The organism is Chryseobacterium sp. 1B4 (assembly GCF_036631475.1).
Classification (GTDB): domain Bacteria; phylum Bacteroidota; class Bacteroidia; order Flavobacteriales; family Weeksellaceae; genus Chryseobacterium.
In genome coordinates, this window is record NZ_JAPNUF010000006.1 from 248,439 (window position 1) to 270,901 (window position 22,463).

General features: G+C 37.9%; 17 protein-coding genes, 1 rRNA gene and 3 pseudogenes. 4 read left to right on the forward strand and 17 right to left on the reverse strand.

Annotated features, from left to right (window positions below):
- Positions 1 to 52 precede the first annotated feature (52 nt).
- The 5 genes from OWR28_RS07130 to OWR28_RS26890 form a co-directional block, all read right to left on the reverse strand.
- Positions 53 to 541 carry a glycerophosphodiester phosphodiesterase family protein gene (locus OWR28_RS07130; protein WP_332386345.1) on the reverse strand — a complete coding sequence of 163 codons (489 nt, stop codon included), beginning with the start codon at positions 539 to 541 and terminating at the stop codon, positions 53 to 55.
- Positions 457 to 798 (reverse strand): glycerophosphodiester phosphodiesterase family protein, encoded by a 342-nt coding sequence (locus tag OWR28_RS07135; RefSeq protein WP_332386051.1) that lies wholly within the window; start codon positions 796 to 798, stop codon positions 457 to 459. The genes OWR28_RS07130 and OWR28_RS07135 overlap by 85 nt, the downstream gene beginning before the upstream one ends.
- 105 nt (positions 799 to 903) lie before the next feature.
- Positions 904 to 1,035 (reverse strand): hypothetical protein, encoded by a 132-nt coding sequence (locus OWR28_RS26880; RefSeq protein ID WP_494168439.1) that lies wholly within the window; start codon positions 1,033 to 1,035, stop codon positions 904 to 906.
- Positions 1,036 to 1,057: 22 nt separating this feature from the next.
- Positions 1,058 to 2,098 (reverse strand): hypothetical protein, encoded by a 1,041-nt coding sequence (locus OWR28_RS26885; RefSeq protein ID WP_494168440.1) that lies wholly within the window; start codon positions 2,096 to 2,098, stop codon positions 1,058 to 1,060.
- Positions 2,088 to 3,983 (reverse strand): TonB-dependent receptor, encoded by a 1,896-nt coding sequence (locus tag OWR28_RS26890; RefSeq protein WP_494168441.1) that lies wholly within the window; start codon positions 3,981 to 3,983, stop codon positions 2,088 to 2,090. Before OWR28_RS26890 ends, OWR28_RS26885 begins: the two co-directional genes overlap by 11 nt.
- Positions 3,984 to 4,306: 323 nt before the next feature.
- On the opposite strand from OWR28_RS26890, the pseudogene ligA reads away from it, so the two are divergent.
- From ligA to OWR28_RS07155, 3 genes and pseudogenes are all read left to right on the forward strand, one after another.
- A pseudogene (gene ligA, locus OWR28_RS07145) lies at positions 4,307 to 6,312 on the forward strand (NAD-dependent DNA ligase LigA).
- Between the two features lie 101 nt (positions 6,313 to 6,413).
- Positions 6,414 to 8,168: a hypothetical protein gene (locus tag OWR28_RS07150; RefSeq protein ID WP_332386052.1), complete on the forward strand. Its 1,755-nt coding sequence runs from the start codon at positions 6,414 to 6,416 to the stop codon at positions 8,166 to 8,168.
- Between the two features lie 160 nt (positions 8,169 to 8,328).
- Positions 8,329 to 8,970: a T9SS type A sorting domain-containing protein gene (locus OWR28_RS07155; RefSeq protein WP_494168446.1), complete on the forward strand. Its 642-nt coding sequence runs from the start codon at positions 8,329 to 8,331 to the stop codon at positions 8,968 to 8,970.
- Positions 8,971 to 9,091: 121 nt separating this feature from the next.
- Here the strand turns inward: OWR28_RS07155 and OWR28_RS07160 are convergent, their stop codons facing one another.
- The 11 genes and pseudogenes from OWR28_RS07160 to OWR28_RS07205 form a co-directional block, all read right to left on the reverse strand.
- A complete protein-coding gene (locus OWR28_RS07160) occupies positions 9,092 to 9,232 on the reverse strand; it encodes a type II toxin-antitoxin system RelE/ParE family toxin (RefSeq protein WP_332386347.1) in 141 nt (46 codons plus the stop codon).
- Positions 9,233 to 9,252: 20 nt separating this feature from the next.
- The gene (locus OWR28_RS07165) at positions 9,253 to 9,402 is read right to left on the reverse strand and encodes a hypothetical protein (protein WP_332386053.1); all 150 of its coding nucleotides are present in this window, start codon (positions 9,400 to 9,402) and stop codon (positions 9,253 to 9,255) included.
- Positions 9,402 to 9,710: a hypothetical protein gene (locus OWR28_RS07170; protein ID WP_332386054.1), complete on the reverse strand. Its 309-nt coding sequence runs from the start codon at positions 9,708 to 9,710 to the stop codon at positions 9,402 to 9,404. Before OWR28_RS07170 ends, OWR28_RS07165 begins: the two co-directional genes overlap by 1 nt.
- 30 nt (positions 9,711 to 9,740) lie before the next feature.
- Positions 9,741 to 11,455 (reverse strand): annotated as a pseudogene (locus OWR28_RS07175) (ATP-binding protein).
- Between the two features lie 5 nt (positions 11,456 to 11,460).
- Positions 11,461 to 12,497: pseudogene (locus OWR28_RS07180) on the reverse strand (sensor protein KdpD).
- A 127-nt stretch (positions 12,498 to 12,624) separates the two neighbouring features.
- Positions 12,625 to 13,674, reverse strand: coding sequence for a porin (locus tag OWR28_RS07185; RefSeq protein ID WP_494168447.1), 1,050 nt, complete (start codon positions 13,672 to 13,674; stop codon positions 12,625 to 12,627).
- Between the two features lie 103 nt (positions 13,675 to 13,777).
- On the reverse strand, positions 13,778 to 14,335 hold the full coding sequence (gene kdpC / locus OWR28_RS07190; protein ID WP_332386056.1) for a potassium-transporting ATPase subunit KdpC: 558 nt from the start codon (positions 14,333 to 14,335) through the stop codon (positions 13,778 to 13,780).
- A 10-nt stretch (positions 14,336 to 14,345) separates the two neighbouring features.
- Positions 14,346 to 16,385, reverse strand: coding sequence for a potassium-transporting ATPase subunit KdpB (kdpB, locus tag OWR28_RS07195; protein ID WP_332386057.1), 2,040 nt, complete (start codon positions 16,383 to 16,385; stop codon positions 14,346 to 14,348).
- Between the two features lie 158 nt (positions 16,386 to 16,543).
- Entirely contained in the window at positions 16,544 to 18,238 is a 1,695-nt protein-coding gene (gene kdpA, locus OWR28_RS07200; protein WP_332386058.1) for a potassium-transporting ATPase subunit KdpA, read from the reverse strand.
- 6 nt (positions 18,239 to 18,244) lie between these two features.
- Positions 18,245 to 18,322: a potassium-transporting ATPase subunit F gene (locus OWR28_RS26895; protein ID WP_077415921.1), complete on the reverse strand. Its 78-nt coding sequence runs from the start codon at positions 18,320 to 18,322 to the stop codon at positions 18,245 to 18,247.
- 353 nt (positions 18,323 to 18,675) lie between these two features.
- Positions 18,676 to 19,995 (reverse strand): sigma-54-dependent transcriptional regulator, encoded by a 1,320-nt coding sequence (locus tag OWR28_RS07205; protein ID WP_332386059.1) that lies wholly within the window; start codon positions 19,993 to 19,995, stop codon positions 18,676 to 18,678.
- Between the two features lie 783 nt (positions 19,996 to 20,778).
- Here OWR28_RS07205 and OWR28_RS07210 point away from each other — a divergent pair.
- Positions 20,779 to 20,901 (forward strand): hypothetical protein, encoded by a 123-nt coding sequence (locus tag OWR28_RS07210; RefSeq protein ID WP_332386060.1) that lies wholly within the window; start codon positions 20,779 to 20,781, stop codon positions 20,899 to 20,901.
- A gap of 1,425 nt (positions 20,902 to 22,326) precedes the next feature.
- Here the strand turns inward: OWR28_RS07210 and rrf are convergent.
- Positions 22,327 to 22,434, reverse strand: a 5S ribosomal RNA gene (rrf, locus tag OWR28_RS07215).
- Between the last annotated feature and the right edge of the window lie 29 nt (positions 22,435 to 22,463).

A 22,463-nucleotide genomic window follows, 5' to 3' on the forward strand; every position in this document is an offset into this window, starting at 1 on the left:
GAGGGGAATACTTTGTCCTTCAGTTGTTATATTCTGAAGATTTTAAATCTGTTTATTTATTCTTTAACTGATCAGGAATATTGGTTGTTACAAACCCTATTCCCTGTTTCTTCAGCTCATCATATACGGCAACATCATTCACAGTCCAGGCATTGGTAATTAATCCTAAAGCTTTTGCTTCAGCAATCCATGTCGGGTTCTTCTGGAAAACACTGTAGTGGTAATCCATTCCGTCCAATCCTTCTTTTTTAATCTGCTCAGGAGACAGCTCGCCGTTCAGGTACTGAACTTTAAAGGATGGAGCCAGTTTTTTGATTTCCTTACAGATATTCAGGCTGAAAGAAATAAACTCACTCTGAGATTCCAACTTCATATCCCTGATCATTTTAATTGTTTTCTCCGTGATTTCATTTTCTATTTCCGGAGTTTTGGCAGGTTTAATTTCAACAATTAATTTCAGAGATTTATCTTTTTCCCCTGCTTCAGGTAATCTTTTAAAGTAGGAAAATTTTCTCCGTTGGATAATTTCAATGCTTCCAATTCTTTGAAAGTGGTTTCTGAAATTTCCATTTTACCATGGTGCTCATCATGATTGATCACCAATACACCGTCTTTTGTCATTCTTACATCAAATTCAGACCCATATACTTTTAATTTCTGGGCATTTTCCAACGATTGAAGTGAATTTTCCGTGGTAGGAGGCTGAGCCTGGAAATATCCTCTGTGGGCGATGATCTGGGTTTGTGCTTTCATCATAACTGTACTTAAAACTGCTAACCCTAAGATAAAATTTTTCATAATATAATTTAGATTATTAAAAACAAAGTCCTGAAACTTTCTGATAAAGGTAGTTATTAAAAATTGAACCACGGAAACCTTTATGTCTTCCGTGGCTCAAAGAAGTTAGAAAGTATATTTTGCACCGATCTGGATCTGATAAGGATTTCCTGTCAAAGGAACCAAACCACCTCCGCTTACATTTTTGGTGTATTCGTACTGCATGGTATCTTTATTGAACTTGGTTACTTTATACAAGAAGTATTTGAGTATGATTTGTTTACCCCCATTCTTTGTTAAGAAGGTTGGCTACGTTGAAGATATCTACAGAAAGTTCAAAAGCTCCGACTTTATCGAATTTAATTTTCTTGGCAACACGTACGTCCCAAACTCCGTAGAATCCGTTTTTACCTCCGTTACGCTCTGCGATTCTTCCGTTATATTCATTGATATAATCTTTCAGGGCCTGCCCTACCTGCGGATCATCCAGAATGGCTTTGGTAAGATTAGGGAAGATAAAAGCAAGGTCATTTGAATCTACGAAGTCTCCGTTGATATTTCCTCCTGTGGTTGCTGAGAAACGCGTCCCTCCGATTCCCGAATACCTGATCCCTAATGTAAATCCTGCAATGGTTGGAGAGTTACCGTAGATCACTACTTTGTTTCTGAACTGGTTGTCTGAATAGGTCATTCTGAGATCTCTCGGATCACTCTGGATCATGGTAGACAATGTCGCTGAGTTGGCTACGTTTCCGTTGTAAGAAGTATTGTCTTTAATATCAGACCATGTGTAACTTGCTGTGATTTCTCCGTCTTTCCAGTAACGGTAACTTGTATCGATTACGAATGAGAACTGATTTACTTTACCATCACTCACCAATTCCAGTACTCTTCCGAAATTCTTATTGATTCTTCCCTGTTTCCAGTCAAAACTTACACTATTATTGGCATTATTGGTAATAGCTCCTGTAGGGATAAATACTCCTCTTCCGTCTTCATTAGCCAGGGTAAAGAAAGGATTGGCCACCATGTTTCTGTCGTAATAAAAATAATTATTTCTACCCAGAGCCATGTATCCTGCAATTCCCGCTCTGAATCTTTCATTGAAGAAATGGGTATATGAAATATTTGCTTTATAAACAATCGGGATTTTTGCATCCTTACCGGTATAGTTGATGGTTGGAATCTGATACTGGGAAAGTGAAGGCACAGAATTATAATCGTTCCTGTAACTGTTGAAATCCGGGAACGGAACATCTTTACCTGTTACATCCACTGTAGCCAAGTGTTTCCCATCAAATACAAGGTTGTTAATAATCATATAGTTGTTGATATCGGAAGAAAATTCCGGCACCGAACTTCAGGAAGTCTTTATTTTCCTCATTGATGTTCCAGTCAAACTGAAATCTTGGCTGGATGACAAATGATTTGATCTGATTATCGGTTCTGATTCCCATTTCATCAAACAGTTTCTGGTTGAATTTTGCTTTCGGATAACCGCCGTAATCTAATCTTAAACCGGCCATTAAATCAAGACCTTTTGCAATTTTCGTCTGGAATTGTCCATATAGACCGATGTTCCATATGTTTGATCTTACAGACGGATCAGCCACCAAAGGAACTTCTCTGTAGAATCTGTAAGGCGTCATGGTGTCAAAATTACTCATCCCCTGGAAATGGAATCTTCCGTTCACCTCACTTCCGTATACTGATTTTGCCGTTGTATACATAAGGTCAGCCCCAAACGTATATTTTACCTTATCTGTATTGTAATATAAGTTATCTACAATCTGGAATACATTATTTCTGAAGCTTTCCTGAGCAAAACGATGTCCCCCGATCTGGATATTCGTAGACCCCACACTGGAAGATACACCTTCAACAATTGCTCTCGGAACCGGTTTTCCTAATTGATTGTTCTGATAGCTGTCCTGGAAAGTATAAAGATACTGAGCCTTCAATTCATTGGTCAGATTAGGCTGAAGGTTTGATCTTAATGTTAACAATAAGCTGTTATCAAGGTTTTTGTCATTTCCGTAAGATTCAAAGAAGTTGATATTGGTGTTATCCCCCAATCCGTTTTTATTAAGATCGTAGGTGAAGTTATTTCTAAGCGTTAATAAATGTTTTTCATTGATCTGCCAGTCTAAACGTAAAAATCCGGCATCAGAGTTTCTCACTTTATCAAAGCTTCCGAACTGCGGACTGTTTCCTACCCCGTATTTTGCCCTTGCAATATCCAGAAACTGGTTAAGTGTCTGTGTTGTTGTATTGAATCTTTTCTCGTCATCCGGAGACTTGATATCAGCAATTATCAAAGGTCTTGAATCCAACTGATGATCCCATGCTACAAAGAAATGCAACTTATTTTTAATGATCGGACCTCCTAATGAAAACCCGAACTGGGAAGTAGAGAAATCATTATCTCTTTTGTTCCCCCTGATGTCATACGGGCTGGAAAGCCAGTTGGTTCTTAAATATTCCCAGGCACTTCCTGAAAACGTATTGGTTCCCGATTTGGTAACGGCACTTACCGTTCCTCCTCCGCTTCTTCCCAATGTAACATCATATTGGTTGGTGGTGATTTTGAATTCACGTACTGCTTCAATAGAGATTGAAAACGGTGCACCGCTTCGGCTGGTAGTAGATCCTGCAGAGGTTGGATTTTTTGCAGTCATCCCGTCTATGGTAAAGTTGGTGGAAGATCCAAGCTGCCCGGAAAGGTTTCCTCCTTTTCCACTTAAAGGTGACAGTTCCGTAAGGTTGGTAAAGTTTCGTCCGTTTACAGGAAGCATACTGATGTTCTTGGCAGAAATTGCGGTAGCTGCTCCCAGGTTTCCGATCTTGTTTTTAAGGTTTCCGGTGATCTTTACTTCTTCAATATGCTTCTCATTGCCAAGATCCATATTGACTGTCACCTGATCACCGAAGTTCACATTGTACCCTTCTTTTTTATCATCATTTACAATGACGGTGTAAGGCCCTCCCAAAGGAATTTCCTTAAAAATATACTCCCCTTTTGAGTTGGTTTCCGTTTCCGTTCTGAATCCTGTAGACTCATTCACGATCGTTACTTTCACTTTTTCCTGAGCCGTACTTCCCGGTCCGGTAACTTTCCCTACAATAGAAGCTTGTGTGGTCTGTGCATAAGCCATTGTCCCAAGCCCTAAAAACAATAATCCCAGTACAATCTTTACTTTTTTCATTTCTTCCGAAGATCTATATTATTAATTTTTTGATGTTAGCCCGGAAACCTCTTTGATTTTCACGATGATAGATCATTTTGAGGTTTCTTTCAATCAGATGTGCAAAGGTATTTTGACTTTAAGAGCGGGGTGTTTAAGAAAGTTTTAACATTTTTTAATTAAATCAGAACGTTATGTTAAATTAGTTTAAACATATGTTTTATGTTATAGAGAACCAATCTGTTAAAGCATATTAAGCATTTTTAATTTTCCTGTACTATTTTATTCTGTTATTTTTTAAATGCGATTACTTTAGTTATTTTTGCTCAAAAGATAGAAAAGCAATGTCTGAAAACATTCAACAAAAGATAGAACAGCTCCGCAAAGAGCTTCATCAGCATAATGAAAACTACTACCAACTGGATACTCCCACAATCACGGATTTTGAGTTCGACATGCTTCTGCAGGAACTTCAGGATCTGGAAGCCAAATATCCTGAATTTTATGATGAAAACTCTCCTACGGTACGTGTAGGTGGTGGTGTTACCAAGGTTTTCCCTACGATTCAGCATAAATTCAGAATGTATTCTCTGGACAATTCTTACGATTTTGACGATCTTGAAGACTGGGAAAAGAGAATCATCAAAACGATTGACGATCCGGTAGAATTTGTTGCTGAGCTGAAATATGACGGTGCTTCCATTTCTATTCTTTATGAAAACGGTAAACTTTCACAGGCTGTGACCCGTGGTGATGGTTTCCAGGGAGATGAAATTACCCCGAATGTACGTACCATTTCAGATATTCCTTTGACTTTAAAGGGTGATTTCCCTGCTCAGTTTTTTATGCGTGGCGAAATTTATCTGACCAGAAAAAACTTTGATAAAATCAATAAACTGCGTGAGGAAGAAGGTCTTGACCCCTTCATGAATCCAAGAAATACAGCCAGCGGAAGTCTGAAAATGCAGGACAGCGCTGAGGTAAGAAAACGCGGACTTTCTTCTGTATTGTATCAGTTTATTTCTGATGAAGTTCCTGCTGAAAGCCATTGGGAGCTGCTTCAGAAAGCGCAGGGCTGGGGATTTAAAACGTCTCAGCAGGCCAAATTATGTAAAACGATGGCTGAAGTACAGGAATTTATTACATTCTGGGATACGGAACGCCATAACCTTCCTTTTGAAATAGATGGAATTGTTTTAAAAGTGAATTCATTGCAGCAGCAGAGACAGCTTGGCTATACAGCGAAATCTCCCGTTGGGCAATGGCATACAAATTTAAAGCAGAAAAAGTAGAGACAGAACTTCAGAGTGTCTCTTATCAGGTGGGAAGAACCGGTGCTATCACTCCTGTTGCCAACCTTAAACCCGTTTTACTGGCCGGAACGATCGTAAAAAGAGCTTCTCTGCATAATGAAGATATCATTAAAAAGCTGGATCTTCATGAACATGATTTTGTTTATGTAGAAAAAGGAGGTGAAATTATCCTGAAAATTGTAGGGGTAAACACGGATAAAAGAACGGAAGAAAGCAAAGAAATTGAATATATCAAACATTGTCCTGAATGTGGTACCGAGCTGGTAAAAATTGAAGATCAGGCGATTCATTTCTGTCCGAACGAGCTTCACTGTCCGCCACAGGTCGTAGGAAGAATGATCCACTACGTTTCCAGAAAAGCATTGAATATTGACAATCTGGGAAGTGAAACGATTGAACAGCTGTACAGGGAGAGACTGATTGAAAATCCTGCAGATTTCTATGTTTTAACGAAAGAACAGCTTCTTCCGTTGGAAAGAATGGCTGAAAAATCTGCCCAGAACATCATCACAGGAATTGAAAAATCCAAAGAAGTTCCTTTTGAAAAAGTTTTGTACGGAATCGGAATTAAGCATGTAGGGGAAACAGTTGCCAAAAAACTGGTGAAAAACTTTCCAACGATTGAAGAATTAAAGAACGCTACCATTGAAGAACTTTGCCAGGTGGAAGATATCGGGAATAAAATTGCAGTAAGCATCGTTGATTTTTTCCAGAATCCTGAAAACATTTTGATGATCGAGCGGTTAAAATCTTATGGTGTACAGCTTGAAAAAGGAGAAAGCACGAATGAAGTTCTATCCAATGTTCTGGAAGGAAAAACGTTCCTTTTTACCGGAAAATTATCTCTATTCACAAGAGAAGCAGCTGAGGAGATGGTAGAAAAGCATGGCGGAAAAAATATTTCTGCCGTTTCTAAAAACCTCAACTATCTTGTGGTAGGTGAAAAGGCAGGAAGCAAGCTGAAAAAAGCCCAGGATATCGGGACAATTACGATTCTGGATGAGCAGCAGTTTCTGGATCTGATTGAGAAACAGTAATAAAATCAAAATAATATTAAATAAACCATTAAGATATTGTCTTAATGGTTTATTTTTGCAATCAATTCTATAAAAAGAATAAAAAAAGAATAAACTAAACCATGAAAAAAATCTATTTAATCATTTTGATGATTCTGTTTGCACAGTTTCAGGCTCAGACGTTAAATGTCGACACCTATCTGAAAACAAAATTGTTTACTTACGGAGCAACAAGGGATTCTAACGGAAACGTTATTACTCTGGATACAAATAATGATGGACAGATTCAACTATCGGAAGCTTCGCTGGTTTATAAAATAAATCTATCTGATCTTTCAAATGCTATTACAAGTTTATCAGTACTTACTGAATTTCCAAATTTAACTGAGCTAAAACTAACAAATCCTGATATATCCTCTGATCTGGTTTTCAGTAATTATACTCATCTTCAAAAATTAATTTTTTCAGGCGGAACAGTAGGTAACGTAACGATTGAAAACTGCAATGCTATAAATACCGCACAAATTGGCAGCGCGGGAAACGTTATAAATATCCAGAATACTTCGGTACAAGAAATTTCTGTTTCCAACATTAGTGGGTTTAATATTTCTGGACTTCCTAATCTTACAAAATTATCATTGGAGAATTCAACGATGACTTCTTTAAATTTAAGTAATCTCCCTGCTCTGGAAGAAGTAAATGTTAGTCAAAACCAATTTCTAACAAGTATTAATTTTGCCGGAGATACAGCTTTGAAAAAGCTAGAATTATTTCGTAATAAACTAAGCAGTCTTTCGATTCCTAATCCTTCTTTAGTAAACTATTTAAGTATAAGCTTCAATCTTTTCCAGACTTTTGACGTAACCCCTTATACCGGATTGGTAATGTTTCTTGCTAACGACAACCAAATCACAAGTCTGGACTTTAGCTCAAGCCCTCTGATTGGAATGCTTTATATTTACAATAATCAGCTTACTACATTAACACTTAATAATAATCCAAATTTAGGTTATTTATATGCCAATAATAATCATATAACTAATATTGCATTTGATCAGGCAAAAGGCTTAAAAGGTATTCAGGTAATGAATAATTCGCTTACGAATATTGATTTATCAAAGCAGACTATTCTGGATATTGCTGATCTTGATAATAATCTTACTTTACAGACTTTAAATCTTAAAAACGGAAAGCATAATTATCTTGGCATTGGCTTTTCAAATACACCACAACTGCAATATGTATGCACTGACCCTATAGAGACTAACTATATAATATCGCAATTAGCATCCTATAATCAGCCCAATGCTGTTGTAAATTCTTATTGTTCTTTCACACCAGGAGGCTCTTATTTTATCCTTCAGGGTAAAACAAGATATGACATGAACACAAATGGATGCGACATTAATGACATAATAAGACCTTTTCAAAAATTCAATATTTTAGGGCAAAACATGGCCATTTCAGATGCGTTCGGATCTTATTCTTTCCCTCTGATATACGGAACGAACACTATCTCTCCTATATTGGAAAATCCTTCTTATTTTAATATTACGCCACCTTCATTCACTACCAATTTCCCAACACAGGTAAGTCCTTATACACAGAACTTTTGTTTAACAGCAAATGGTACCCATAATGATCTGGAAATTGTTATTATTCCTATGCAGGCAGCAGTTCCGGGATTTGATACTCAATATAAAATCTTTTATAAAAACAAAGGAACAGGAACACAATCCGGAAATATAGCTTTTAATTTTGATCATACCCGAATGGTCTATCAGTCTGCAACGACATCTCCAAGCTCTCAATCTTCCGGAACACTGAACTGGAGTTTCACGAATCTTCTCCTTTTGAAACCAAAGAAATTACCGTAACGCTGAAGTTAAATACACCAACACAAACTCCACCACTTAATGGAAATGATGTTTTACATTATACCGCACAAATCAATGGAGCTGCTGATGAAACACCTGCTGACAATAATTTTGCATTAAATCAAACGGTTGTCAATTCTTTTGACCCGAATGATAAAACCTGTCTGAAGGAACTACAATTACCCAAACCCAGGTAGGAGATTATGTACATTATCTGATCAGGTTTGAAAATACAGGAACAGCAAACGCAAAGAATATTGTGGTGAAAGATGAAATTGACATTACTAAATTTGATATTTCTTCCCTGGTTGCATTAAACGGAAGCCATAATTTTGTAACAAGAATTACCAATCCGGATACGGTAGAATTCATCTTTGAAAACATCCAACTGCCTTTTGATGACGCGCATAATGACGGCTATGTTTCGTTTAAAATCAAAACAAAATCTACCTTAAATCCTGGAGACAGCTTCAGTAATACTGCGAAAATTTATTTTGATTACAATCATCCGATTATTACCAATACCTATACAACAAGCGTTCAGAATGTATTAGCAACAGCAGAAGCCAATAAGGAAAATACGGGTATTGCTGTTTACCCGAATCCGGTAAGAGATATTTTACATATTCAATCTAAAAATGAAATTATAAAAGCTGAAATCTATGATGCAGCAGGAAGAATTATCCGTTCAACAAATGTAAATGGAAACTCAATTCCTGTTTCTGAACTTTCAAAAGGAAATTATATTCTTAAAGTTTTCATGAAAGATAAAGCAATTGTACAGAAGTTTATCAAAGAGTAATCTCACGAATGTTATAAAAAAAGCTGCGAAAATTATTCGCAGCTTTTTTATTTCAACAAAGTAAATGTATTTATTCACTCCTATTTTCTCTTCTTCCATCCCAGATTGAAATATAATCAATTCAGAAGCTGGAAACTTCATAAAATATCAGATAATCTCTTACTATTTTTACCCTTACATTTTCAATATCTGTCTTTCTTCCAATGGCAGGGTGATCTGCCAGTAATCTTACATTATATAAGATCAGCTTATTGAGTTGAATACTAAAAGTTTTAGACTTATTTACTTAAAAACAATAATAGTATATGGTGAACTTTCTCCTGTCTTTGGCAAGATCAGTCTGATATGTTCGTTATTCCTGTGGTAATCCACATAGGGTTCTTTGGTAATGATCCTTCCTTTTTCTGTTTCCTTATATCCGGCTGCCAGCATCAGTTTAAGATACTCGTTGTAATTTTTTTATCTTTAAAAGTAAATTCAATACTGTCTTGTGATTTTTCTTCAGTATATTCAAACTTTCCTATTTTCGAGGTATAGTCCGAGGAATCATATTCTGTTAAAACAAAGCCCAGGCCTTCAGTTCTGTCATAAAATCTGAATTTCAGCTGCTTCATTTCCTTTTTAAACTCATCCATGGTAAGTTGGTTGAAACCTTTAAGCTGTTCTAAGGTGAAGGTCTGAGCAGAGATCTGAATACTGAGTACCATTGAAAATAATAAGAATCCAAAAGTTTTTCTCATTTTTATTTTTATCGCAAATATAACATAACCTTATGAAACCGGCAGTCTGAAATAAAATGTACTTCCGTTATTCAAAGAGCTCTTCACTCCTATTTCTCCATGCTGTTTCTCAATAAAATTCTTTGAGATTGCCAAGCCTAAGCCAGTTCCATTCTGATGTTCTCCGGGAACCTGAAAATAGCGGTCAAAGATCTGGCGGTGGTATTTTTCATCAATCCCGCTTCCGGTATCAATGATGCTGAACTGAATGAAAGAATCCAGTTTCTCAACTACAATCTTAATACTTTCATCCTGAAAAGAATGCTTTACCGCATTGGTTAAAAAATTATTCATTACCCAGACGGTTTTATCAAAATCAGCAGTCACAGCATCGCTGTCTTCGAGAAGATATTCTGTACTGATGGAAATGTTTTTCTGCTCGGCAAGCTTTTCAACATTCTTTACAGCAGCCTGTACGATTTCTTTTGGAGAACATTTCTCAACAGTCAGTCTGATGTTTCCGGATTCTACCTGGGAAAGATTAAGCAGCTCGCCTGTGATATCCAGTAAGCGTTGTCCGTCTTCATTGATGCTTTTCAGCAGTTCCTGTTGCTGCTCATTCAGCGCTCCGAACTTTTGGTTTCCAAGAAGCTGTACCCCCATTTTGATAGCTGAAATCGGAGTTTTCAGTTCATGGGAAATGGTTGCTATAAAATTGGTTTTGGCAAAATCAAGCTCTTTAAAAGGGGTAATATTTCTTAACAGAATTACCTTTCCGATATATTTTTTTCTTTTTCACCAGTTTTTACAATATTGATCGGGATGATGTCCTGTTCAAAATAATTTTCTTTGTTATCACGGACAATTTTAATCGGATCTTTTACCGGATGATCTATATTTTTCAATAGTTCACGCATCAGATCGTTATTAACAGCAACTTCATGAGCCGTTTTTCCGATAATTTCTTCTTTGTGAAGATTGGTGATTTTCAAAGCTTCATCATTGATCATATAGATAAAATGATTCTCATCCAGACCAATAACTGCGTCATGCATGTTATTAACCAAGGTTTCAATCCGTTTTTTATCCATCAGCTGTTTGGAAAGTGTGCTGCTTTCGTATTCCTGAAGTTTCTCCGCCATGCTGTTAAAGGAATCTGCAAGACTGTTGAATTCTTCGCTTCCTTTGAAATGAACTCTTTCACTATAGTTTTTATCGGCAATCTGTTTGATACTGAAGGTCAATTGATTGATAGGCTCTGCGATGGTTTGTGGTAAATTGAAAAGCAGAATAAAAGCAATCAGAAAACATACAGTTCCTAAACTTACGATCCAGAAAGTAGCGTTTTCTGCAGTAATAATCGCAATATCACTCTTCCGTTCTATCCCTTTCATATTCAAAGACATAATCTTGGCCAGATCTTCTCGTATCAGCTTTTCTTTATTGGTATCCGGAGCTTTCAGATAACTGTTGAAATGAAGATTCAGGTTTTGCGTAGCTTCTTTTTCTCCAAATTCTGTAAGGTTTTTTTCCTGAAGTTTATTGTTTTTCTGAAAATCTGCTATTGCAACGGTACTGTCTGTACTGATATTATCCAGTGCCAGAAACATATTTTTAGAAAACTCCAGGCTGTTATAATTGGCCGTAAGGATCTTTTCAGTATCGGATTTTAATTTATTGATATATACAGAACCTATCACTGAAAGCAGAACGATCAGCAGAAATAAAAGGCCCACGCCTAAGGTAAGTTTCGTTTTAAGTTTCATTATTTTTATGATAAAATAATAATATCTATCTGTCTTTCATTCAGCCTGTTCATCAGGGTATAGATCCAGCTGTATCCCAGGAGCCGTTGCCAGAACCTTGCATGAGGTTTCCCAATGCAGACCGTTGTGATATTATGGGCAATCACATATTCCAGAATTCCGTTATGAACACTGCTCTCTTTGATACGGACTACTTTGGCACCTAATTCCTGTGCTAAATTAAAATTATTAATCAAATACCGCTGCTTATCCAGAGCAATTTTTTCAGGATTTTCTGAGGGCTTCTGAACATATAAAACCGTCCACGGACTGTTATAATAACTGGCTAATCTTGCTGTTTTGCGGATGATTGTTTTGGCAATTTTTTCATTACTGCTGATACAGGCCAGGAATTTTATAGGTTTAAAATTCTCGGTTTTGATTTCTGTCTCCACTTTTCTTTCTACGTGAGTGGCTACTTCTTTTAAAGCTAACTCACGAAGCTGCAGAATATGCCCGCTTTGGAAGAAATTACTCAGCGCTGTCTGAATTTTTTCTTTTTTATAGATTTTTCCTTCTTTCAGGCGGGTCAGCAGTTCATCAGCCGTAAGGTCAATATTCACCACTTCATCTGCCAGTGCCAGTATCTTATCCGGAACCCGCTCTGCCACTTCTACTCCAGTTATTTTTTTGACCTCTTCATTCAGGCTTTCGATGTGCTGAATATTCATGGCACTGATGACATTGATCCCGTTATCAAGAATTTCCAATACATCCTGCCATCTTTTTTTATTTTTGGAACCTTCTACGTTGGTATGGGCCAGCTCGTCTACTAACACGACTTCAGGATGCTCGTTGATAATGGCCTGAAGATCCATTTCCTCAAGGTTCTTTCCTTTATAAAAACCGATTTTCTTTCAATTTGCGGAAGACCTTCCACCAGAGCTTCAGTTTCTTCCCTTCCATGGGTTTCGATATAGCCAATCTTTACATCAATGCCATTTCGCAAAAGGGAATGAGCTTCCTGAAGCATACGGAAACTCTTTCCTACCCCTGCACTCATCCCGATATAAATTTTGAATTTTCCTTTGCGGGACTTCTGAATCAGTTCTAAAAATCTTTTGCTGATGACATTGATTTAATTCTTTTTAATTTTACTTTAAGCACTATTTTCTGTGGCTGAACCGATATTAAAACCAGACCGCTAAACTTGATGTTATAAAGAAATTCCCTTTTCTAAATTCATCATTTTTAGCAAAAATGGCATCTTTTGAAGTTAAACCTCTCGCTTCTGTACGGAAAACAACATTTTTGAATATTGCATAGTCTACATTGAGAGAGTATCCGAAAGTCTGAAATCCGTTAGGTGTTTCAGTACTGATAATCACTCCGTTTTTATCATTGTAGTACTCCAGTCTTCCTGCCAGGGCCCATTTGCTGTCCAACTGATATTTCATCTGGACATTCGGGCTGTACCAGATGTTGTACTGCTCACTTCCTTTTGATTTCTGCTCCGCTCCGATATCAAATCCTAATACCGCAGAAAACTGATCCGTTATCTGGAAACTTCCATACAAATCATGGAAATAACGCATTCTTTTATCCTCTTTTACTTTATCATTCCCAATAAACGAACTGCTGTTCAGGGTAATTTTATCATTGGGTTTATAGGTTACCTGGTGACCAAAAGAAATACTCTGATTTCCCTCAGCCTTTGCGATACGCTGCCATCCGTTCAATACCAATCCGCTTACCAACCATTTTCCATTATCTGAAGTGTAGGAAATTTTGGCTCCGGTTTCAAAATACGGAGAGTTCTCTGCAGCTAAGCTTCTTGTCAGATTGACATTATCTTTCCCAATAGCACTTTCCCAGCCGATATGGGAAGGCATAATCCCTGCATCAATCCATAAGTTTTTATTTTTTGATATTCTGATTCCTACATTGGCTTCATTCACGTACCGTAATGCATTTTGTTCAGCTGCCATATTATCCTGTGCATACGTGCCGGCCATTAAAGCTATATTGGCACGGATATTCCCACTCTGGTAATTGGCTTTAACCAATCCCAGGTTAAGATTCATTTCATTATGTCTGTTATATGAGTAGAGAAAATTTTGACGCATATGATTTCCGGGCTCATTAAAATCGTAGGTATAAAACAGTTCTGCATACGCGGAAAATGTAACTTTATTTCCTGTTTTCAATGAATCTGATGACTGTGCTTTGGAGAAAAACATTCCCAATACGGCTCCTATAGCTAAATATTTTTTCACTTTTATTAAGGTATGTTAACCATGTCAAGGTTTAAAGCCCTGACATGATTATTTGATTATTAATTTATTATTTTAATTGATCCAAAGCAATATTAAGCTTCAGAACATTTACTTTTGAGGGTCCGAAAAGGCCCAACAGCGGCTTTTCCGTCTGAGTATTAATTAAATTTCTGATCTGTTCCTCGGAAAGGTTTCTCGCTTTTGCAATTCTTTTGGCCTGATACAGTGCCCCTTCTTCAGAAATATCCGGATCCAGCCCGCTTCCACTTGCTGTAACAAGCTCTACAGGGACTTTTGTATTCCCCATTTCAGGATTATCCGTTTTCAAAGTATCGATCCTTTTCTGTACAATCTCCAGATATTCTTTGTTACTTGGACCTTTGTTGCTTCCACCGCTTCCTGCTGCATTGTAATTAACGGAAGAAGGACGGCCATGAAAGTATTTCTCAGATTTAAATTCCTGTCCGATATTGGCATAAAGCTTCTGCCCTTTGTCATAAATAACTTCTCCGTTTCCTTTGTTGGGAAGTATTTTAGAACCTCCGTATACTACAGCCAGATAAAGTCCTGTCACCACCAGCATTACAAGCGTTAATCTGAATGCTGAAACAATATGATTTTTCATTTTTAAAATTTTAATAGAATAAACTGATTATCAGATCAATGATTTTGATCCCGATAAATGGAACAATTACCCCGCCCAAACCGTAGATCAAAAGGTTTCTTCTTAACAATGCACTTGCTCCGATCGGCTTATAAGCTACTCCTTTCAGTGCCAGCGGGATCAGGAACGGAATAATCACTGCATTGAAAATAACCGCTGATAATATGGCTGTTTCCGGACTGTGAAGGTTCATAATATTCAGCTTCTGAAGGGAAGGAATAAAAGTGATAAAGAGTGCGGGAATAATCGCAAAATACTTCGCTACATCATTCGCAATACTAAAAGTTGTCAACGTTCCTCTTGTCATCAATAGCTGCTTCCCGATTTCCACAATTTCAATCAGTTTTGTAGGGTCATTATCCAGGTCTACCATGTTTCCGGCTTCTTTAGCGGCTTGAGTTCCACTGTTCATGGCCACACCTACATCTGCCTGAGCCAATGCCGGAGCGTCATTGGTTCCGTCTCCCATCATCGCTACGAGCTTACCTTCCTGCTGTTCTTTTTTGATGTAATTCATCTTGTCTTCAGGTTTGGCTTCGGCAATAAAATCATCTACCCCGGCTTTTTCTGCGATAAATTTTGCGGTCAGAGGATTATCTCCGGTTACCATTACCGTTTTTACACCCATTTTTCTCAGTCTCTGGAAGCGCTCCTGGATTCCGGTTTTGATGATATCCTGAAGCTCAATAACGCCCCACACTTTTTCATTAACGGCAACAACTAAAGGTGTTCCTCCGTTTTCAGAAATTTTAGTTACCGCATCCTGGGTTTCCTGCGGGAAGATGTTGCCGGCTTTTTCAGTCAGTTTTTTTATCGTATCATAAGCTCCTTTACGGATTCTTGTTTCTTCAAAATCAATTCCGGAAGTTCTTGTTTCCGCAGTAAAATCAATATATGTAGGATTGGAAACCAATAAATCTTCGGTTTTTAAAGCACTCAGTTCAATGATTGATTTTCCTTCCGGTGTCTCATCAGCTACAGAACTTAATGCGGAAGCTTTAATGAATTCTTCAATCTGAATTCCATTGGCAGGATGAAACTGGGTTGCTTTTCTGTTTCCAATGGTGATTGTTCCGGTTTTATCAAGCAGCAGAACATCAATATCTCCTGCGGTTTCTACTGCTTTACCGCTTTTGGTAATCACATTCGCTCTCAATGCTCTGTCCATCCCCGCAATCCCGATTGCAGAAAGCAGTCCCCCGATGGTTGTCGGAATAAGACAAACGAAAAGAGATATAAATGCCGCTATGGTAATCGGAGTCTGCGCATAGTCTGCAAAAGGCTTTAAAGTGAGGGTAACAATAATAAATGTAAGCGTGAATCCCGCTAAAAGTATAGTTAGTGCGATTTCGTTTGGTGTCTTTTGTCTTGATGCCCCTTCTACAAGGGCAATCATTTTATCCAGGAAGGATTCTCCCGGTTTTGTGGTTACTTTCACTTTAATTCTGTCTGACAATACTTTTGTACCTCCGGTTACAGAACTTTTGTCTCCTCCGGCTTCACGGATCACAGGTGCACTTTCTCCGGTAATGGCAGACTCATCAATGGTTGCCAGACCTTCAATGATCTCCCCATCCATCGGAATCTGATCTCCGGCTTCACAAAGGAAAATATCACCTAATTTCATTTCAGCAGACATTTTCAGGCTTGTTTCTACCTGGAATCCCGGCTTGTTATCAAGGACTACTCTGGCCGGAGTTTCCTCCCTTGTTTTTCTGAGGGTATCAGCCTGTGCTTTTCCTCTTGCCTCTGCAATAGCTTCTGCAAAGTTGGCAAACAAGACGGTGAAAAATAAAATAATAAATACTAAAAAGTTATAGGAAAAGCTTCCCTGGGTTTTATCACCGGTAAGGCTGAACATGCTTACGATAAACATGACAACGGTTCCGATTTCTACCAGGAACATTACCGGATTTTTAAACATAATTTTCGGGTTCAGTTTTACGAAGGACTGTTTTATCGCTTCGTTGACCAAATCTCTTTGAAATAATGTCTGCGACTGATTTTTCATTTTTTTGAAAGAGTTTATATCATTGTAAATCAATAGTAACCATCAAGGTCTGCCGGATCATAAGGATAGATATGGATAATAGTAAGTGAACGTTTCAGTAAGTGTCAGACCAGCTTCCTTAATGGTTGAATATTGATTTTAATTTTTAATGTTCACATTTATTTTGAGAAGTACTGAATCTGCTCTGCAATAGGCCCTAATGTCAATGCAGGGAAGAAAGACAGTGCTGCAATCAGTAAAATCACCGCCAGGGTCATAAATCCGAAAGTAGCGGTATCTGTTTTCAGTGTTCCTGAACTTTCCGGGATATATTTCTTCTGTGCCAATAATCCTGCGATTGCAACAGGTCCTATAATCGGGATAAATCTTGAGAGTAACAGTACAATTCCCGTTGAGATATTCCACCAAGGGGTATTGTCTCCCAACCCTTCAAATCCGGATCCGTTATTGGCTGCAGAAGAAGTAAACTCGTACAGCATTTCACTGAAACCATGGAAGCCAGGGTTATTCAATGTTTTTGCTCCGAATTCCGGCAGATAAGCCGTTAAAGCTGTTCCTGCAAGAATTAAGAAAGGATGAAATAAAGCCACAATCATTGCAATTTTCATTTCTTTGGCTTCAATCTTTTTACCCATAAATTCCGGGGTTCTTCCCACCATCAGACCACTGATGAACACGGCGAGAATGATAAAAATGAAATAGTTAAGAATTCCGACCCCACAGCCGCCATAAAAACAGTTGATCATCATGGCAAGCAGCTCATTCATCCCCGAAAGAGGCATTGTACTGTCATGCATCGCATTCACAGATCCTGTAGAAATTACAGTAGTAGCGATACTCCAGTACCCGGATGCTGCACTTCCGAAACGGACTTCCTTTCCTTCCATAGCTCCCAGCCTGTTATCTGCTCCCATTTGTGTAATCAGAGGATTTCCTCCTGTTTCATTCACAATATTCGGAATGGTAAGCGCCAGAAAACCGACCGTCATTACCGTAAAGATTACCCATGAAAGCTTTCTTTTATTCAGATAAAAACCCAGTGCAAATACCAAGGCAAACGGAATGATCATTTGAGTAACCATTTCTGTCATATTGGTCATATAATTGGGATTTTCAAGCGGGTGTGCTGAATTCGCTCCGAAAAATCCACCTCCATTGGTTCCCAGGTGTTTAATGGCAACAAACGCAGATACTGGACCTCTGGAAACGTCTGCTTTCTGGCCTTCAAGTGTTATAATATGATCTTTCCCTTCAAAAGTCATCGGACTTCCGTTGATAGAAAGGATTAAAGCGACAATTACGCTTATAGGAACCAGGATTCTGATCATCGATTTTGTGAAGAAATCGTAGAAGTTACCCAGTTCCGTACTTGTTTTTTCTTTAAAAGCTTTGAAAAGAACAGCCATTGCCGCCATTCCCGTTGCTGCAGTAACAAACTGTAAAAACATCAGATAAAGCTGGCTCAGATAACTTACCCCTGTTTCTCCTGAGTAATGCTGTAAATTACAGTTAACCAAGAATGAAATGGTCGTATTAAAAGCCAGATCAGGTGACATATTCGGGTTTCCGTCAGGATTTAAAGGAAGCCACGCCTGATTCAGCAAAAGAAGAAAACCAATGATAAACCAGATCAGATTAATCGCCAGCATGGCATACATATTCTGTTTCCAGTTCATCTGGCGGGCAGGATTAATCCCTGAAATTTTATAAATTAACTTTTCAACGGGCTCAAAAACCGGATCCAGAAAAGTTTTTTTGTATCCGTAGACATTAGCTATGTATTTCCCTAAAAATATTCCGATAACTAAAGTAATAGCAAACATTGCTATGATGCCTAATATTTCTGTATTCATGATGGATTAAAATTTTTCAGGTTTTATTAAAACATAACAGATATACACAAAGGCAAGTATTGAGAGGAAAAATAAACTCCACATAATTTATATTCTATCAAAAAATTCAACTGATTTATATAAAAGCCAAAACAACACTGCAAAAAGCAGAATTAAACTTATCAGCATCATATCTTAATTATTAGGGTTAAAAGGGTCAACAATACGTACGATACAATCAGCAGACTAAAAGTCGAATGCTCCCGTTTTTTAAACGTTTTTCTTGAAATTGTCATTTTTAAATATTTTATTCAGAGACTATATGCCAAAAGAAATTCCATTTTAAAAAACAAACATTTAAACAATTGAATTACAATTAATTAAACTCAAAAACCTCCCTGTATAAAAACAGAAAAGCCTATCAAAATGATAGGCTCTTTATTAAAATGATAATCGGTTTATTTTAATCCGTATTCTTCAAGCTTACGGTATAATGTAGCAATACCGATCTCAAGTAACCGGGCTGCTTCCGCTTTATTCCCTTTTGTATACTGTAAGACTTTTTGGATATGTATTTTTTCCAGTGACCGGATACTGAAAGAATCGTTTTCAGGTAATTTCTCCGAATAATGAGGAAGACTGTCTGCATCCAGGATATTGTTATCCATTAAAATCAAACTACGTTCTACCGCATTTCTCAATTCACGTATGTTTCCCTTCCATTCATTTTTCTCCAGTGCTTTATAATAATCCGGAGTTACCTGGATTGAGGATAAATGAAGCTTATGAGAAAAGAGATCAATAAAATTCTTAGCCAGTGCTTTTAAATCTTCTTTCCGTTCTCTTAATGGCGGAAGTGTGATCTCAAAGACATTTAATCTGAAATAAAGATCCTCTCTGAAATTCCCTTGCTGTATTTCATCTACCAGATCTCTGTTGGTAGCAGCAATTAACCTAAAGTCGGATTTGGAAACTTTCGTTTCTCCCATTTTGATAAATTCCCTGGTTTCTAAAACTCTGAGCAATTTTGCCTGAAGTTCTATTGGCATTTCACCAATTTCATCCAGGAATAAAGTGCCACCATTAGCTTCTTCGATCAATCCCTTTTTATCCTTTATAGCGCCTGTAAAAGCGCCTTGCTTATGACCAAAAAGCTCACTTTCCAGAATCTCTTTACTGAATGCAGAGCAATTGATGGCTACAAAGCTGTTCTTCTTCCTGTCGCTTCCCTCATGAATGGCACTCGCAAAGACTTCCTTTCCTGTTCCGGTTTCTCCGGTAAGAAGTACGGCTGCATCCGTCAGAGCTACCTTTTCTGCCAGCTTTTTAGCCTGTAAAATTAGTGGTGATTTACCTATAATCTGATCAAATCCTTTCGTTGCAGTCTGCTGAACCACTCTCGATTTGTTATCTTTCACCTTATCAAGAGCTTTATACACCAATGGGATTATTTTCTCATTATCATCTCCTTTCACCAGATAGTCATAAGCACCATTCTTCATGGCTTGTACAGCATCCGTAATATTCCCGAATGCCGTCATCAAAATAATCTCAAGCTGCGGATATTTACTTTTAATGGACTTTACCAGTTCTACTCCAAAAGCATCAGGCAGGCGCACATCGCTCAGAACAACATCAAATTCATATTGCTCCAGCATCGTCATTGCCGAACGCGCTGTAGAAGCTTCTTTTACATTAAAATTCTCTTGGGAAAGGATCATTCCTAGCAATTTAAGGAGTTTGATCTCATCATCGATGATCAGAATGTTTCCTGACATTATAATTATTTTAGAAAACCACTACAAACTTATTGAAATTATTTGAGTAAAACAGGGTTATACAAGGAAATAGTTAGCTGATCAGCTTCTAAAGTTTAGGAGCTTTTTCCCGCTATCCATTCCTACTCCTCGCGCCTGCGCTGCCACCCTGAGCGAAGCCGGAGGGTCTCAGCGCTTGCTGCGGGGTAACCATTGCTATCGGGGCTATGATGATGAATGGATGATGAATGATAAGTTATTAATGATGGGAACCGGGGTTCGGGATACGGGTTCCATGGTTCACTTGTGTCATTCCGCAGGAATCCAGACTTAGTTATCAGAGCTTCAGGGTCCCAGAGTTGAGTGGTCATAAAGCTTTTGGATGCTTAAGGTTTATAATGAACTATAATTTCAAATGTAAATGCATTGTTTAGACTCCTGCGGAGTGACAAAAGGAGGGAACGATAAACGGTAATAGTGACAGCAGTACATCATTACTGATAAGAGATCAATGATGAATGATATTACAAGACTCGGGATACGGGTTCTGTGGTATGTGCTTCTGAGTTTTAAGCCATACCATAAATTATAAAGTTGAAACCATGGGTTATAATGCTTCTGTCTCAATGGCCTTAATCCTGTTCCAATTATGTCATTCCGTAGGAATCCAGACTTAGTTATCAGAGCTTCAAGGTCCCAAAGTTGAGTGGTCAAAGGCTTTGGATGTTGAAGATTTATAATGAACTATAATTTCAAATGTAAAATGCATTGTTTAGACTCCTGCGGAGTGACAACGTGGAGGGAATGATAAACGGTAATAGTGACAGCAGTACATCATTTACTGATAAGAGATCAATGATGAATGATGTTACAAGACTCGGGATACGGGTTCCGGGTATGGATTTCTGGGATTTGGGATGGAACTAATAAAGAGTTATAAAACATGGGTTATAATGCTTCTGTCTCAATGGTCTTAATCCTGTTCCACTTATGTCATTCCGCAGGAATCCAGGCTTAGTTATCAGAGCTTCAAGATCCTAAAGTTGAGTGGTCAAAGGCTCTGAATGTTGAAGATTTATAATGAACTATAATTTCAAATGTAAAATGCATTGTTTAGACTCCTGCGGAGTGACAACGTGAAGGGAATGATAAACGGTAATAGTGACAGCAGTACATCATTTACTGATAAGAGATCAATGATGAATGATGTTACAAGACTCGGGATACGGGTTCTGTGGTATGTACGTGCTTCTGAGTTTTAATCCATACCATAAATTATAAAGTTGTAAACCGTGGGTTATAATGCTTCTGTCTCAATGGTCTTAATCCTGTTCCAATTGTGTCATTCGCAGGAATCCAGGCTTAGTAACCAGAGCTTCAGGATCCCAGAGTTGAGTGGTCATAAAGGCTTTGGATGCTTAAGATTTATAATGAACTATAATTTCAAATGTAAAATGCATTGTTTAGACTCCTGCGGAGTGACAGGGGGTAAGTGATGAGTGGTAAATGATAAACGATGAATGATAAGTTATTAATGATGGGAACCGGGGTTCGGGATACGGGTTCCGGGGTATGTGCTTCTGAGTTTTAATCCATACCATAAATTATAAAGTTATACACCGTGGGTTATAATGCTTCTGTCTTAATGGTCTTAATCCTGTTCCAATTGTGTCATTCCGCAGGAATCCAGACTTAGCTATCAGAGCTTCAGGGTCCCAGAGTTGAACAGTCAAAGGCTTTGGATGCTTAAGATTTATAATGAACTATAATTTCAAATGTAAAGTGGCTTGTTTAGACTCCTGCGGAGTGACAACGTGGAGGGAATGATAAACGGTAATAGTGACAGCAGTACATCATTACTGATAAGAGATCAATGATGTATGATGTTACAAGACTCGGGATACGGGTTCCGGGGTATGGATTTCTGGGGTTTGGGGTGGAAGTAATAAAGAGTTATACACCGTGAGTTATAAATAACCTCTGTCTCAATGGTCTTAATCCTGTTCCAATTGTGTCATTCCGCAGGAATCCAGACTTAGTTATCAGAGCTTCAGGGTCCCAGAGTTGAGTGGTCAAAGGCTCTGAATGCTTAAGATTTATAATGAACTATAATTTCAAATGTAAATGCATTGTTTAGACTCCTGCGGAGTGACAACGTGGGATAAACGATGAATGATGAACAATAAACGATGAATGATAAATGATGAATGATAAATAATGAGTGATTGGTGTATCGTTTATCATTCATCAATTATTACTGATTACTCATTACTCATAGCTTAAGCCTGTCTTGGGTATAAAGCAAAAAAATCCTTTATCGTTATGATAAAGGATTTTTAAAAATAAAATAAAAACTGGCGGCGGCCTACTCTCCCGCGTTAGCAGTACCATCGGCGCTGGTGGGCTTAACTTCTGTGTTCGGAATGGGAACAGGTGAGCCCCACCGCTAAAACCACCCTAAAGAAGGTATATAAGATATCAGAGGGGAG